14 protein-coding genes and 1 tRNA gene are annotated in these 14,035 nt (G+C 61.4%); 8 read left to right on the top strand and 7 right to left on the bottom strand.

What is annotated here, in order from left to right; genetic code table 11:
* Nucleotides 1-54: 54 nt before the first annotated feature.
* Both trpA and OH491_RS00720 read left to right on the top strand, forming a co-directional pair.
* A complete protein-coding gene (trpA, locus tag OH491_RS00725) occupies nucleotides 55-873 on the top strand; it encodes a tryptophan synthase subunit alpha (RefSeq protein WP_068772943.1) in 819 nt (272 codons plus the stop codon).
* A gap of 175 nt (nucleotides 874-1,048) precedes the next feature.
* Complete coding sequence (locus OH491_RS00720) at nucleotides 1,049-2,533, top strand: alkaline phosphatase (RefSeq protein WP_068772944.1); 1,485 nt, start codon at nucleotides 1,049-1,051, stop codon at nucleotides 2,531-2,533.
* A gap of 52 nt (nucleotides 2,534-2,585) precedes the next feature.
* Here OH491_RS00720 and proB read toward each other — a convergent pair whose 3' ends face one another.
* Nucleotides 2,586-3,689: a glutamate 5-kinase gene (proB, locus tag OH491_RS00715; protein ID WP_068773044.1), complete on the bottom strand. Its 1,104-nt coding sequence runs from the start codon at nucleotides 3,687-3,689 to the stop codon at nucleotides 2,586-2,588.
* 130 nt (nucleotides 3,690-3,819) lie between these two features.
* Here proB and cysS point away from each other — a divergent pair, with 130 nt between their 5' ends.
* Nucleotides 3,820-5,226, top strand: a complete 1,407-nt coding sequence (gene cysS / locus OH491_RS00710; RefSeq protein WP_068772945.1) for a cysteine--tRNA ligase — start codon at nucleotides 3,820-3,822, stop codon at nucleotides 5,224-5,226.
* 60 nt (nucleotides 5,227-5,286) lie between these two features.
* Nucleotides 5,287-5,376 (top strand) — tRNA-Ser (locus OH491_RS00705).
* A 137-nt stretch (nucleotides 5,377-5,513) separates the two neighbouring features.
* Here the strand turns inward: OH491_RS00705 and OH491_RS00700 are convergent.
* Complete coding sequence (locus OH491_RS00700; RefSeq protein ID WP_068772946.1) at nucleotides 5,514-5,783, bottom strand: hypothetical protein; 270 nt, start codon at nucleotides 5,781-5,783, stop codon at nucleotides 5,514-5,516.
* Between the two features lie 31 nt (nucleotides 5,784-5,814).
* The gene (locus tag OH491_RS00695) at nucleotides 5,815-5,940 is read right to left on the bottom strand and encodes a hypothetical protein (protein WP_342750810.1); all 126 of its coding nucleotides are present in this window, start codon (nucleotides 5,938-5,940) and stop codon (nucleotides 5,815-5,817) included.
* A gap of 28 nt (nucleotides 5,941-5,968) precedes the next feature.
* Here OH491_RS00695 and OH491_RS00690 point away from each other — a divergent pair, with 28 nt between their 5' ends.
* Complete coding sequence (locus OH491_RS00690) at nucleotides 5,969-7,231, top strand: ISL3 family transposase (protein WP_084442689.1); 1,263 nt, start codon at nucleotides 5,969-5,971, stop codon at nucleotides 7,229-7,231.
* A 367-nt stretch (nucleotides 7,232-7,598) separates the two neighbouring features.
* Here the strand turns inward: OH491_RS00690 and OH491_RS00685 are convergent, their stop codons facing one another.
* Entirely contained in the window at nucleotides 7,599-8,168 is a 570-nt protein-coding gene (locus OH491_RS00685) for a hypothetical protein (RefSeq protein ID WP_342750809.1), read from the bottom strand.
* 77 nt (nucleotides 8,169-8,245) lie between these two features.
* A complete protein-coding gene (locus tag OH491_RS00680; RefSeq protein WP_334319721.1) occupies nucleotides 8,246-8,416 on the bottom strand; it encodes a hypothetical protein in 171 nt (56 codons plus the stop codon).
* Between the two features lie 419 nt (nucleotides 8,417-8,835).
* Between OH491_RS00680 and OH491_RS00675 the strand changes: the two genes are divergently transcribed.
* From OH491_RS00675 to OH491_RS00665, 3 genes are all read left to right on the top strand, one after another.
* Nucleotides 8,836-9,783 (top strand): IS110 family transposase, encoded by a 948-nt coding sequence (locus tag OH491_RS00675; RefSeq protein ID WP_068772948.1) that lies wholly within the window; start codon nucleotides 8,836-8,838, stop codon nucleotides 9,781-9,783.
* Entirely contained in the window at nucleotides 9,780-10,103 is a 324-nt protein-coding gene (locus tag OH491_RS00670; protein ID WP_068772949.1) for a transposase, read from the top strand. The genes OH491_RS00675 and OH491_RS00670 overlap by 4 nt, the downstream gene beginning before the upstream one ends.
* Nucleotides 10,104-10,752: 649 nt before the next feature.
* Nucleotides 10,753-11,877, top strand: a complete 1,125-nt coding sequence (locus OH491_RS00665; protein WP_068772950.1) for an IS110 family transposase — start codon at nucleotides 10,753-10,755, stop codon at nucleotides 11,875-11,877.
* Between the two features lie 425 nt (nucleotides 11,878-12,302).
* On the opposite strand, the gene OH491_RS00660 is transcribed toward OH491_RS00665, so the two are convergent.
* Entirely contained in the window at nucleotides 12,303-13,064 is a 762-nt protein-coding gene (locus OH491_RS00660; protein WP_145929109.1) for a hypothetical protein, read from the bottom strand.
* Nucleotides 13,061-14,002 carry a toll/interleukin-1 receptor domain-containing protein gene (locus OH491_RS00655; RefSeq protein ID WP_342750808.1) on the bottom strand — a complete coding sequence of 314 codons (942 nt, stop codon included), beginning with the start codon at nucleotides 14,000-14,002 and terminating at the stop codon, nucleotides 13,061-13,063. Before OH491_RS00655 ends, OH491_RS00660 begins: the two co-directional genes overlap by 4 nt.
* Nucleotides 14,003-14,035: the final 33 nt, after the last annotated feature.

The raw sequence follows: 14,035 nt of genomic DNA, 5'->3' as shown, positions 1-14,035 counted from the left end.
GCCTGTCTTCTTGTCACTTGCCACTTGTCACTTGTTACTTCTTCTATCAGCGGCATGGATCGCATCGCACAAACCTTCGCCCGCGCCCGTTCCGAAAATCGCGCATGTTTCATCGCGTATCTCTGCGCCGGCGATCCCGATTTCGACACCTCCCTCGCCGCCTCCCGCGCGGTGCTTCAAAACGGCGTGGACATCCTTGAGCTCGGCGTGCCGTTCTCGGACCCGCTCGCCGACGGGCTCACCAACCAGCTCGCCGCGCAGCGCGCCCTCGCCTCCGGCATCACCGCCGAGGACGTGCTCAAGCTCGTCCGCCGCCTGCGAGCGGAGTTTCCCGGCACGCCGCTGGTTTTCTACACCTATTACAATCTCGTCTTCACGCATGGGGTGGACGCCTACGTGCGCCGCGCGCGCGAGGCCGGCCTGGATGCGATGCTGGTGCTCGATCTGCCGCCCGAGGAATCCGGTGAATTTGCCGCCGCCTGCGAGCGCCACGGCATGAAAACCGTGCTGATCGTCGCGCCCACCACGCCCGATGCGCGCATCGAAATCATCGGCAAGGCCGCGACCGGCTTCATCTACTACGCCTCGCGCGAAGGCGTGACCGGCGTGCGCGACCAGCTCGCCGCCGACATCCCGCAAGCCGTGGCCCGCATCAAGGCCCGCACCGCGCTGCCCGTCGTCGTGGGGTTTGGCATCTCCACCCGCGCGCATGTCGCCGGCGTGGCCGCGCACGCCGACGGGGCCGTGGTCGGCAGCGCGCTGGTCAACTGCATCCGCGACAATCTCGACCGGCGCGAAAAAATCCCCGCGGCAATCGGCGCCAAAAGCCGCGACCTTTCCTCCGGGGTGAGCCGCGCCGGTGTCGCAGCGTGACGGGCGCGCCGGGAGCCCGGCGTGCTGGCGATGCAACCCATTGGGTTGCATCGCATCGGACGCGGTCCGATTTATTGCGGAAGGACTTTTTTCCCACTCCGGCGGCAAATCAAAATTTGTCTGTTCTTAACAGAGGCGCGTTGCTCCCGCCACCTGTCCGCCCGAACGTTGTTTCATGTCTCCGCTCAATCGTCGCGACTTTCTTCGCGCCGGCATCGCCGGTTCCGTTTTGTTTTCGACCGGACTGCATGCCGCGACATCCGCCGCAACAAGCGCCCCGGCCGCCGCCCGTTCCGGTGGACGGCGCCGCGCCCGCAATGTCATCGTGCTCGTCGCCGACGGCATGAGCATGGGAACGCTCGCGATGACCGAACGCTACCTGCGCTGCTTCGAGGGGCGGGGCACGCGCTGGATCGGGCTGTATCAGGAGCATCCCGGCGCGCGCCGTGCGGCGATGGACACCTGCTCGGCCGATTCGCTCGTGACCGATTCCGCCGCCGCCTCGTCGGCGTGGGGCAGCGGCCTCAAGGTCAACAACGGCGCGATCAACCAGACTCCCGACGGACGCCTGCACACGCCCATCCTCCGGCTCGCCGCCGGGGCCGGCATCGGCACCGCGCTGGTCACCTCGGCGCGCATCACCCACGCCACGCCGGCCGGATTCGGCGCGATGGTCGAATCCCGCGTGGACGAACCGGAGATCGCGCTCCAATACCTCGACGCCCGCTACGACGTGCTGCTCGGCGGCGGCGCGCGCTTTTTCGAGCCCGGGAAGCGCAAGGACAAACGCGACCTTTTCGCCGAGTATTCGAAAGCCGGATACCATGTGGCGCGCGACCGCGGCGCGCTCCTGGCGGTGCCGTCCGGCGGACGGCTGCTCGGCGTCTTTGACCCCGACCACCTGCCCTACGTCCTCGATCGCAGGGCCGACGGCGCGCTCGACGCCGCCGTCCCCTCGCTCGCCGAGATGGCCCGCGCCGCCATCGCGCGCATGGCCGGGCACCCCGGCGGCTTCCTGATGCAAATCGAAGGGGCGAAGGTGGACATGGCCGCGCACGCCAACGACATCGCGGCATTGATCCACGAGCAGATCGACTTCGACGCCGCCGTGGGCGTAGCGCTCGATTTCGCCGCCGGGCGCGACGACACCCTGGTCGTCATCACGACCGACCACGGCAACGCCAATCCCGGCCTGAACGGCAGCGGCGGCAGTTTCGACAGCCGCGGCGGCAGCTACGGGGACACCCAAAAGTGCTTCGAACGCGTGGCGGGGTTTCGCCAGACCAACGACTGGGTCATCGACGGACTTTCCGACGAGAGCACGCCGGCCCGGATTCGCGACCGCATAAAAACCGCGACCGGCATCGAGATGCTCGACGACGAAATCAGCCTGCTCCAGCGGGCGTTGAAAAAGGACCCGTCGCCGCGCGAGGGCTACCGCGTGCGCAACCGCCCGCTCATCACGCTGGGCCAGTTGGTCTCCAACTACACTTCGACCGGCTGGACCGGCATCGCCCACACCACCGATTACGTGGAACTCGCCGCCATCGGACCGGGCAGCGAACCCGTTCGCGGGCTGATGCAAAACACGGATTTGTTTGGAGTCATGACCGGCGCGCTCGGTCTCGCGCAGGCCGGCCCGCCCGCCGCCGTCGCATGACGCGCGGGCCGCTTCGCGGAAGGCAGGCCGCCGCCGCGTCCGCCGCCGTTTCTCACAGCAGCGCGAGGTCGTCCCGATGGATGACCTCCAGGTGCTTGCGCGCCGGGTAACGCTTGCGCAGCGCGGGGCTTTGCAGGCCGGCGATGAGCGGGATCTCCCCGCTGTCGTAGGCGGTCTCGCCGCGCGCGACGACGGCGCCGTCGGGCGCGACCACGTTGACGATGTCGCCGGCGGAAAACGCGCCCGACGCCCCGGTCACGCCCACGGCGAGCAGGCTGCGGCCTTGCTCGCGAAGCACCGGGACGGCGCAGGTGTTGATGTGCAGCGATCCGGTCGGGCGCTGGAAATACGCGAGCCAGCGTTTGCGCGAGTCCATCGGCAGGCCGCTGGGCACAAAAAACGTGCCCGGCCCGGTGCCGGCGAGCAGGCGGGGCAGGATATCCGGCTCCGCGCCGCTGGCGATGAACACGCCGCAGCCGGCGCGCACGGCCAGTTTCGCGGCGGAGATCTTCGAAATCATCCCGCCGGTCGCGGTTTCGCTCGTGGTGCCGCCGGCCATCGCCTCGATCTCGGGGGTGATTTTCGCGACCACGGGCACGATTTTCCCCGTGCCGCGCAGGTCGATGAGGCCGGGCGCGGTGGAGAGGATGACGAGGTGTTGCGCGCCGGCCAGACTGGCGACCAGGGCGGAGAGCGTGTCGTTGTCGCCGAACTTGATCTCGGCGGCGGAAACCGTGTCGTTTTCGTTGATGACCGGGATGGAGCCGTAGTCGATGAGCTGGTGCAGGCAATCCTTCACGCCGAGATGGCGGTCGCGCAGGCGCAGGTCGTCGTGCGTGAGGAGGACTTGCGCGACGGTCAGCCCGTGCGGGTCGAATCCGCGCTGCCAATACTGCATGAGCAGCGACTGGCCGACGGCGGCGCAGGCCTGCTTTTTCGAGACGTCGCGCGGTTTTTTCGCGAGGCCGAGGCGCCCCATGCCGAGGCCGACCGCGCCGGAGGAAACCACGATGATCTCGGTGCCGGCGGCGCGAAGCGCGGCGAGCTGGGAGCAGATGGCGGCGATGCGTTCCGCATTCAGTTGTCCGATGCCGGAGGTGAGGACGCCGGTGCCAAACTTGACGACGATGCGCTTCGGAAGGGTTGAAGGTTTCATGCGAGGTTCGCGAAAAAGGACCAGCATCCCAAATCCCGCAAAAAATCCAATGCGGAAAAACGGGGCCCCGCCCCGCGCGCGCAATTTCCGCTTTCTTAATTCTTAATTTTTAATTCTTAATTCCCGCTCGATGCCCATCCGCCTCCACGACTCGCTCACCCGCACGACCCGCGAACTCGCCCCCGCGCAGCCCGACGGCGTTTTCCGTTTCTACAACTGCGGCCCCACCGTTTACGCGCCCGCCCATATCGGCAACTTCCGCACCTTCGTGGTCAACGACCTCGTCCGCCGCCTCCTCGAACTCGAATTCGGCCCGGGAAAAGTCCGCCACGTCCGCAATATCACCGACGTTGACGACAAGACCATCCGCCGCTCCCGCGACGAGAAACGCCCCCTCTCCGACGTCACCCGCCAGTGGACGGAAAAATTCCACGCCGACTGCGACGCCCTCAACTGCCTCCGTCCCCACGAGGAACCCCGCGCCACCGATCCGCGTTTCATGCGCGAGCAGGTGGACATGATCAACGTCCTCCTCGAAAAAGGAAACGCCTACCGCACCGCCGACGGCTCCGTCTATTTCAAAGTATCATCCTACCCGGGTTACGGCGCGCTCTCGCGCGTCCGGGAGCGCGAGCTCAAACTCGGCACCGCCCTCGCCGGCAAGCCCGAGGCCGCCGCGCACGACTCCGACGAAAAGGAGGATGGCTCCGACTTCGCCCTCTGGAAAGCCCACAAGCCCGATGACGGCGATGTCCAATGGCCCGGCCCCGCCGGCGCCGCCGCGGGCCGTCCCGGCTGGCACATCGAGTGCAGCGCCATGAGCAAGGCGCTTCTCGGCCCCACCATCGACCTCCACACCGGGGGAGTCGATCTGCTCTTCCCGCACCATGAAAACGAAATCGCCCAAAGCCAGTGCTGCAACGGCGCCGAGTTTTCCCGCCACTGGTATCACAGCGAACACCTCCTCGTGGACGGGAGGAAAATGAGCAAGTCGCTCAACAACCTCTACACGCTCGACCAGCTTCGCGACATGGGCCACGGCCCGATGGCGCTGCGCTACGCCCTTCTCGCCGGGCACCCGCGCAAACAACTCAACTTCACCCTCGATTCGCTGCACGCCGCCGAGAAAAACCTCGCCGCGCTCCGCGCCTTCGCCGCCACGCTCCCCCCTGCCCTTCCGCCCGGCGTCCGCCCCGGCGCGCTCGAGCCCGTCCTGGAGGCGCTCCGCGACGACCTCAACACCCCGGCCGCCCTCGGCGCGCTCTTCACCGCCGTCAACCGCGGCGCCGATGCGGCGGGCATCGACGCCCCCGCCTTCACGCGCATTCTCTTCGCCCTCGGCCTGAAACTCGATGCGCCCGCCGGGCCGAAAGCCGAAGTCCCCGCCGAAGTCGCCACCCTCGCCGAACAGCGCTGGGCGGCCAAAAAAGCGAAGGACTTCGCCGCCGCCGACCAACTCCGCGCCCGGCTCGCCGCCTCCGGCTGGGCCATGCTCGACGGCAAGGACGGCTACAAGCTGGAGCCCGCGAAAAAATGATCCGGCAACTTTCTGCTTCCGTTTTGATGCGCGCTCCTTAGCGTGCCTCCCTTTCGCCCCGGAGAGGTGGCAGAGTGGTCGAATGCGCCTGACTCGAAATCAGGTGTGCCGGCAACGGTACCGTGGGTTCGAATCCCACCCTCTCCGCCAGTTTACCAACTGATAGTCAGATTGTTACACTGGCAATTTCTGGACTTGGCAGATTGACGCGGCAAATCCTGAGTGAAAACCAAAATATCCCCGTTCAGGGTCCACCCGTTCAAAAATTCCTCCGGCCCGATCGTCTATCAAGCCGCTGGCTCCATTAACGGAAAACGCATCCGGAAAATTTTCTGACCGGAAAAGAGACGCTGGTCGAAAAAGACGCGCCCGAACCCAAAGCCGTCCAGCCCGTCGCTTCCAACTTGCGGATGGTCGGCCCCCTCCTCTCCGACGACGAAGTAGGGCAGGCCGACTCCGTCTTGCCGCATCGCCCACAAATGCGGCACCGCACCGACGCTCACCACCGAAAAGGCCGCCGCGCAATTAATGCGGATGCGGGGAAAAATTTCCCACATGTGGGAAATTCCCCGCCAAACGCCTCGGTTCTCATATCACAAAACCATCTGCAAGCGCTGCAATCATGCGGAATCTATTGAGTAAAACTGCGCGAGAAACGATGATTTTTACATCTCTATCATCATAAAGGTTCTTCGCTATTTTCAGTGGAAGCATGGGGTGAGATGGGGTGATGTAAAGGCTAATGACACCCGAAGCATTATTTCATCAGTTGCTGGGATTGGGGGAGGAGTGGCGAGTGAGCCGCTGCGAGTTTGACGCCACGGAAGGCGAAGTGCGCCTGTGGGTCGAGGAGCTGCCAAAATTCTGGGAGGGTGAGGATGCCCGGCAAAAGCAGGGTGTGCGGCCTTACGATCACACCGTGGAGATCGAGTGGAGGCACTTGAACGTCTTTGAGCATCGCTGCGTGCTGCGCTGCCGGGTGCCGCGCGGGCAGCGGCGCGACGGGAGCGTTTACCGGGTGCAACCGCCCTGGCAGGGGCTGTGCAAGCACTTCACGAAGGCGTTCGAGGCGATGGCACTGCTGCTGTTGCGCGAGATGCCGGTGGCGGCGACGGCTCGGCGGCTCGGCGAGCATGACACGAGGCTGTGGCGGCTGCTGCACGCGCACGTGGCGGCGACGTATCCGAAGCTCGATTTCAGCGGGGTGACCTGCGTGGGCTGCGACGAGATGAGCGCGCGCAAGGGACGGCGTTACGTGAGCGTGTTTTGCGACTTGGTGGGCCGGCGGGTGCTCTTTGCGTGCGCCGGTCGGGATGCGGGAGCGTGGGAGAAGTTCGTGCAGTCGCTCGGCGAGCACAACGGGCATTACCGGGCGATCACGCGAGTGTCCATCGACATGAGCCCGGCCTATCTGAAGGGAGTCGCGCAGAGCATCGGCATGCAGGCGCAGGTGATCTTCGACAAGTTTCATGTGATCGCGAAGGTCAACGGGGCGGTGGACGAGGCGAGGAGGGAGGAGCAGAAGCTTTGCGACGAGCGGCAGCGCGAGTTGCTCAAGGACGCGCGCTGGGTGCTGCTGAAGAACGAGAACAACCTCAGCGCCAGACAGAAACGGCAGTACCAAGGGCTGCTGAAGAGCACGCTGGGGACGCTGAAGGCCTACCAGATGCGCCTTGCGTTGCAGAGGATCTACCAGATGGGCAGCGTGCAAAGGGCGCGGCGCAAACTGCGTGCGTGGTGCCGGTGGGTGCGCTGGAGCGCGGGCCGCTACCCCCCGCCGGTCCTGGCCGACATGGTGAAGTGCGCCGGGATGGTGGAGAGGCACCTGGAGGGCATCCTTGCGCATTGGGAGGGGCACATCACCAACGCCTTCATGGAAGGGCTCAACAGCGTGTTCAGCGCGGTGAAGCGCAAGGCGCGCGGCTTCCGCTCGGTGGACAACCTTGTCGTCATGCTCTACTTTCACGCGGCCAACCTTTCCATTCCCGCTTTCCACTCGAAATAGCGAGGAACCAATTATGACATAGGAAAGGTTGAAGCAACTTAGCGTGCGGCAAAGCGATGAACGTCCAATTCTCCGGAACGCAGGAAATCCAGAAACTGCACCCCTGGTATTTGCAGGTCTCGCCCACGCTCAGCAAAATCAGGTAAACAACCCGTGAAGATCAGCACGATCACATCCAACCCACGCACGCGTTTATCCTATAATCGACCAGTCTCTGTCCTGTGCCTCCGGCGGCGGCAGTTTATATAAACATAAATCCCAGGCGAAAATTTGGGACTGGCTTTGCTTTTTTGAGCTTGTATATTCGCAGCTAGATCAACGCCAAGGATCAGGCACCGACGGAACGCCGGTTGCCTGCATCCGCTTGTTATGCTTTGAATTTCTTGAGCTCCCATTCCGCCAAAGAGTCTTTGGAATCACCCTTAGCTGTTTCGAGAAAAGCGATTTTTCTCTGATGCTCCTCAATCGAGTTCACGCAACCCCATTTTGTGTCCGGATAGTGTTTGCCAGCGGCTTTAAGTATGATGCTGTCTACTGGGCATTGGGGTGGAGTCTCTACTATTCCCATGCACCAAAGATGCTTAAGAAATACCGAAATACTCTTCTGAGCATGCGAAATCCGAAATCCAGGGGCGGTCTTGTATCTTTTGTGAGGTTCTGAGAGGAATGCGTTGGGGAACTGCTTGTTCATGTTTGTCTTCAAGCGCTGGATGTCGTTTTTATAACTTTCTACGGACTGCGGGTGTTTGTAGCGCTTAATCAATTCTTTGAGGTAAGCTCTCCACACACACACCACCGTCTCCTTACGCTCCGGGAGAAGCTCTTTCCGATAGAGGGAGTTATGCTGCACTGCCGCAGCAATTCCACTTGCAAGCGCTTTGTCGAGCGTCCGATTAGGATTGTATTTCTTCAGGAATGCGTCTTTATGTAGCTTCATTTTCTTAGCATAATGTTCAGTGATGAGCCATGGCGATGGCAGCACCGATATGGGTTCTGGCCGCTAGTTAGGCATTTTCAGTCTTCGAGCCACGGAAGCTCCTCGTTTGGCCCATAGATGTAGCCATCTTGAACATAAAAACGTCCGGACTTCTTGGGGCCGTAAATGTGGCCGTCTTGGATATAGTAGAGGCCGCTGTTCTTCGGGCCGTAGATATAGCCATCTTGGACGTAAAACCGACCGGACATTCGTGGACCGTAGATATAGCCGTCTTGGATGTAGAATTGGCCAGAACTCATTATGGAATTTTCCTTTGCCTGACGTTAATAGGGCTCATCCGTGCGCCCGGTCCGGCGACTTGGGCGTGCGGTTCTTTGTACCCGAACCATCACAATGATGGAGAGGGGTGCGGGGGAGAGGGCGCAGCCTTTTCCCCGCTCTTCCCCTTGGCCGTCTTTCGGCCAAGTCTGCCTGAGCCTTTGCGACCCGGGCCGGCAGGAACCCAACGTTATGCGCTTCGAGCGCTATGATCTTAGTTTCCGCCAGCCCGGGTTGCAGCCACTCGAAACGACTACTCAGAGAACGATGCCTGTCAGCACTCTCCCTATTGCCGTCGCCGGGTGGTTGTTTCGCAAAAGCCATCGCCAAAAATCCAAAGCCAAATCCCATGATTGACGCAATCCCCGAACTGATCGTCTCGCTCGATCGCTCCGACAAAACCGCCGCCGTGGCCCTGCTCCACGTCCAGACCGGCGCCGTCGACCAGTACTCCATCAGCCTTCAACCCGAAGACCTCGAGGTCTGGTGTACCCGGCTCCAAGCCGGCCACTCCGCCGCGCGCCTCATCGTCGCCTTCGAACAGCCCGCGCCCAACCTGCTCGCCTTCTTCGCCGCCCGCGGACCCGCGGCGATCTACGCCCTCAACCCCTCCGCCACTTGGGCCTACCGCCAGTCGCTGGTGGTCTCCCACGCCCGCACCGACCGATCCGACGCCTATCACCAGGCCCTCTACATTCTCAACCACCGCGGCGAACTGCCCCCCTGGGTGCCCGTGCCCGAGGAGGTGGAGCAGCTCGACCGGCTCTGCGAAGCCCGCCGCAAGTTTGTCGACACCCGCACCGGCCTGACCAACCGCCTGCAAGCCGTCCTCAAGCGTTACTACCCCCAGGCACTTCTGCTCATGCACGAAGACATCTGGCGCGCCATCAACCTCGCCTTCCTTCGCCGCTGGCCCTCGCCCCAGGCCCTCGAGAAAACCCGGCTCTCCACCCTCAAGGCATTCTTCCATCAGCATGGCTCCCGAAGCGAAGCCCGCTGGCAAACCCGCCAAAGCGTGGTGCAAAATCTCATCCCCCTCTCCGGTCAGGAGCCTCTCTCCGAGCGCTTGGAAGTCTCCGCCTTGGCCGATCAACTCGAAGCGCTCAACAAAACCATCCTCCGCTACGACCAGACCGTGGCCGAACACTTTGCCGCCTGCCGGGACACCGCCCTGATCCAGGCACTTCCCGGTGCCGGCCCCAACTTCGCCCCGCGCCTCTACGTCGCCTTCGCCCGCTACGCCTCCCGCTGTAAAGACGCCCAGTCCTTCGCCTCCGCCGTCGGCATCGCACCGTGACCAACCAAAGCGGCAGGATGCGCAAAGTCCACCGGCGTCTGCGCTGCGACAACCACACCCGGCAGACCTTCGTCGAATGGGCCAAGGAAACCATCAGGCACTCCGCCTGGGCCAGGGCCTATTTCGAACAACGCAAAGCCGCCGGCCACCACTTCCAAGCCACCCTGCGCTCCCTCGCCTACAAGTGGATCCGCATCCTCTGGAAATGCTGGCATGACCACCTCGTGTATCATGAAGCCCAATACCTCGTACAACTCCGCGCCAAAGACAGTCCACTCCTCAAATACCTATCGCCTCCCACCCCCTCCTCTGCCGCATGAAAATCATTCCACTTTTTTATCGACGGATGACCTCAGAGCTAAGATCAGCCACGGAGGTAGATGGCGCGATTGGTGCGTCAGCACGAGGCGTGACAGCTACCGGAGTTGGCTGCATCGCCTTGTTAGGCTTATTCTTCATCGAATGTAGGAAAGGATCAGCCTCGCTGTTTGGATGTCGCCGTTCTCAGCAAGATACTGGGCCAAAACTTCCCAAGGCGGGATATTGCTGTAATACGGTTCACTGTCAGGTCCCGTATACATGCCGCCGCTGGGGCCGGTGTAGAGACCGCCGCCAGGCCCGGTATAGAGGCCACCGCCAGGTCCAGTGTATAGCCCACCACCCGGGCCGGTGTATAATCCTCCGCCTGGCCCAGTGTAGCACCCACCGCCAGGTCCAGTATACATGCCGCCGCCAGGGCCTGTGTAGGCACCGCCTCCGGGCCCGGTATAAAGGCCGCCGCCCGGGCCTGTATAGCGCCCGCCGCCGGGTCCCGTGTATTGATTCCTTGGCCACATATTGATTTCGCTCATAGTTTATTTTCTTTGCCTAGAAGGCGCTTGTCCCCTGGACGTGGGTTGCCCGTGAGGAGCGGGCCGGGCCACAAGGCTGAAGGACAAACCATAACAACCTGGAAACGAGGACAAGCGCATGAAAAAGACACAACACTATGTGGGGCTGGATGTCCATAAGGATACGATCATGATCGCGGTGGCCGACGGCGGCCGCGAGAGCGAGGTTCGCCTCTACGGACAGGTCAGCAGCGATCTGCACGCGGTGGAGCGTGCGTTGAGGAAGATCGGAGCCGACGGCGGGGAGTTGCACGTGGCCTATGAGGTGGGGCCGACCGGCTACGTGCTCCACCGGCGGCTGCGGCAGTTGGAGATCGACTGCGTGGTGGTGGCTCCCTTGAGGACGCCGGTGGACAAGGGCAACCGGCGCAAGACCGACCGGCGCGACGCGCAGATGCTGGCCCGGTTGCACCGGGCCGGGGAGCTGACCGTGGTGCACGTGCCGGAGGCGGTGGATGAGGCCATCCGGGATCTCACGCGAGCCCGGGCGGATGCGGTGCGGGACCTGACGCGCGCGCGGCAGCGGCTCAAGTCGTTCCTGTTGCGACACGGCTACCGTTACTCGGGCAAGGCCAACTGGAGCGAGGCGCACCGCCGCTACCTGCAGGAGCTGGAGCTGCCGGCGCCCTCATTGAAGGCGGTGCTGGAGGAGTATCTGCTGGCGGTCACCCAGTGCGAGGAGCGGGTGTCGCGGCTCGAGCAGTTGCTGGGCTTGCAGGCGCCGTTGTGGCGGCTGTATCCGGCGGTGGAGGCGCTCATGACGATCCGGGGCTTCCAACTGGTGGCCGCGGCGGTGCTGGTGGCGGAGTTGGGAGACGTGAGGAGGTTCGCGCATCCACGCGAGCTGATGGCGTTCCTCGGGCTGGTGCCCAAGGAGGAGAGCACCGGAGAGAGCCACAGGCTCGGCTCGATCACCAAGGCGGGCAACGCGCACGCCCGATGGATCTTGATCGAGACGGTGCAGCACACCTGGCTGCCGCCCAAAGTATCCGCGCAGCTATCCAAACGGCAGGAAGGGCAGCCGGCGGCACGCAGGGAACTGTCGTGGAAGATTCAGGTGAGGCTGCACAAACGGGCCTGGCACCTGAGCTGGCGCGGGGTGATGAAGCCAAAGGTGACCGTCGCGCTGGCCCGGGAGATGGCCGGCTTTGCCTGGGCGATGTTGCAGACGGCGGACTGGCCGGCGATGACCAGGGCGGCCTGAGCGCGGGCGAGGGCGGCAGGATGTTCTTTGAGAACCGCCGTTTGGCGGCACCAGCCAGGGACCGGGCGGCCGGCCCATGCATGTTGACGTTAGGAGCAGCGGGAACGGAGCGATCCGCCCGCCACGCACGAGCCTAGAGCATGCGGGCAAGACGCACCAATGCACTGTCGGTAACCAACCCGCGAAGATCAGCACGATCACGGTTCAACCGGGATCACGCCCAACCCACGCACGCGTTTATCCTATAATCGACCGGTCCCTGTCCTGTGCCTCCGAACGACGGCAGTTTATATAAACATAAATCCCAAGCGAAAACCGGGGACTGGCTTTGCTTTTTTGAGCTTGTATATTCGCAGCTAGATCAACGTTCAAGGTGAGCCACGGCGCCCGGAGGGCGCTGTTGGCTCGGGCGACTGGTTGGCCTTTTAGATTTGTCCGTATTTTTTTAACACTCCTAGCAGCTTATCAAGCTTCTCTGGATCCATAGATGGGTCTATTTTGATCTCAAGACTAGCTTTTGATTTCGGCGCAGGTTGTTGAGATCGCATTTTGCGCCCGTCTAACCTATATTCCGTCTCGTTCTCAGCCTCTTCAGTATTCTCCTGCTCAACGTTATTCAGGTTAGTTTCATCAAGCTCTTCCTCAGATTCAATCGGCTCGCGAACAATCCCAGACGCAACCGTCCCAAAAGTCACATCGGTCCCTGACCGGTTAGCCAATTCTGCATCAGCTGCTGACAAAAGGAAAAGATCGACACATTCGTCCACAACTTCCGGATGGACTTTCAGGTTTAACGCCTGCTGTCTGACCCGAGCTACCGAAACCGTATCATTAGAAAACGTATCAAAGAGTGTCTTGAACGGCTTTACTTTGAAAAAAGCTTTAGCGAGGTGGGGTGTTAGTTCTTCGATCGGCGCAGCAACGATTTTTCGTGCGAGATCAGTTGCTGTATACGCTTTTGGCGTTCCGCTAAGCAAATCGTATTGTTTCAATGCAGACGCTCGAACCTGACCCTGCGGCCCGGCTGCACCAAACACTCCGGATAAAATTACTGTTGCCGGTTGAGGCCCGGTGTGAGTTTTCGAGACGAGCTTCCTAGCGAATACAACCGCGTCCTTCAGTCGGACTCGAGGAAACATGGTGCCGCCTTTTCTGCCTCCTTTGGGCATCTTTTTAGGTTCTGTCATAATGTGGTTTGCTGTTGCATGGTTGATAGAAGGTCTTTGAGGCCTTCCTTATAATTGGCGGAAAAATCTGCATACTTCTTGTCCCGTATTAGCTGCGGAATCTGGCATTCTGATAGTTTCAACGGCAGTATATGGGTCTTCCGCTTCTCAATCTCGGCAACCAAGGCTTGGTTCAGCTCCTTCTTAACCCAAGCTGAATCAACAGAGTTCTCACTCAGTGCGATCAAGAAAAAATCGGACTCTGCGAGACCCTGGCCGACTTTATCAGGTATTGAGTCACCAACCCTAATCTCTCGCTCATCCAACCACACAGAAATGCCATTTTTTGTCAGGTCTGAAGCAAGTTGTCGAATAAAGGGTTTATCTCGCGAGCTGTGTGAAAGGAAGGCGACGATCTTCTTGTCGGTCGATCGGTGCCGTTCCTCTTTGGATTCGATCGCATCTTCAATAATATCTTCGATTAACAGATCGGGCTGGAGAACATTCATTTGCTTGGACCATTTCAATAGCGGGCCAAATGCGCTTGCGTCATAATCCGTAATCCCATCCAGTGTCGCAGCCTTACGGACTGCATCATCTAGAGAATCTCCAAGGTTCAGGAATTGCCGAACGTGTTGGAGTAGAGGCATCCTGACCAGAGCTTCTCTGATTACTGTCTTCTTCTGTTCGATATCACCCTTGTAGGGATATGGCGTTGTTAACGCGAATCCTTCTTTAGCCGCCGTCTGAGCTATGCCGATGCTCAGACAATTCTTGAGGAGTTTTCCGGCAGTTCTTGGATCAATACCTGCAAACTGGGCTACCTGTGATGTATCGGGGAAGTCGAGCCATGCCAAAGCGTCGAGCACCGGGAAGAGCGCCTCAATATTCGCCGCTTGGAACATGAAGGAACACTTTGCTGCTCGCGAAGGAGTTGCTTTTTTCTTGGGTGTTGCCATCGGGAAGATTCTTTTTCGGCCAACGTTAACGAT

Origin of the sequence: Termitidicoccus mucosus (genome assembly GCF_038725785.1) — a bacterium.
GTDB classification, from domain to species: domain Bacteria; phylum Verrucomicrobiota; class Verrucomicrobiia; order Opitutales; family Opitutaceae; genus Termitidicoccus; species Termitidicoccus mucosus.
This window is presented reverse-complemented; position numbering and strand designations above follow the sequence as displayed.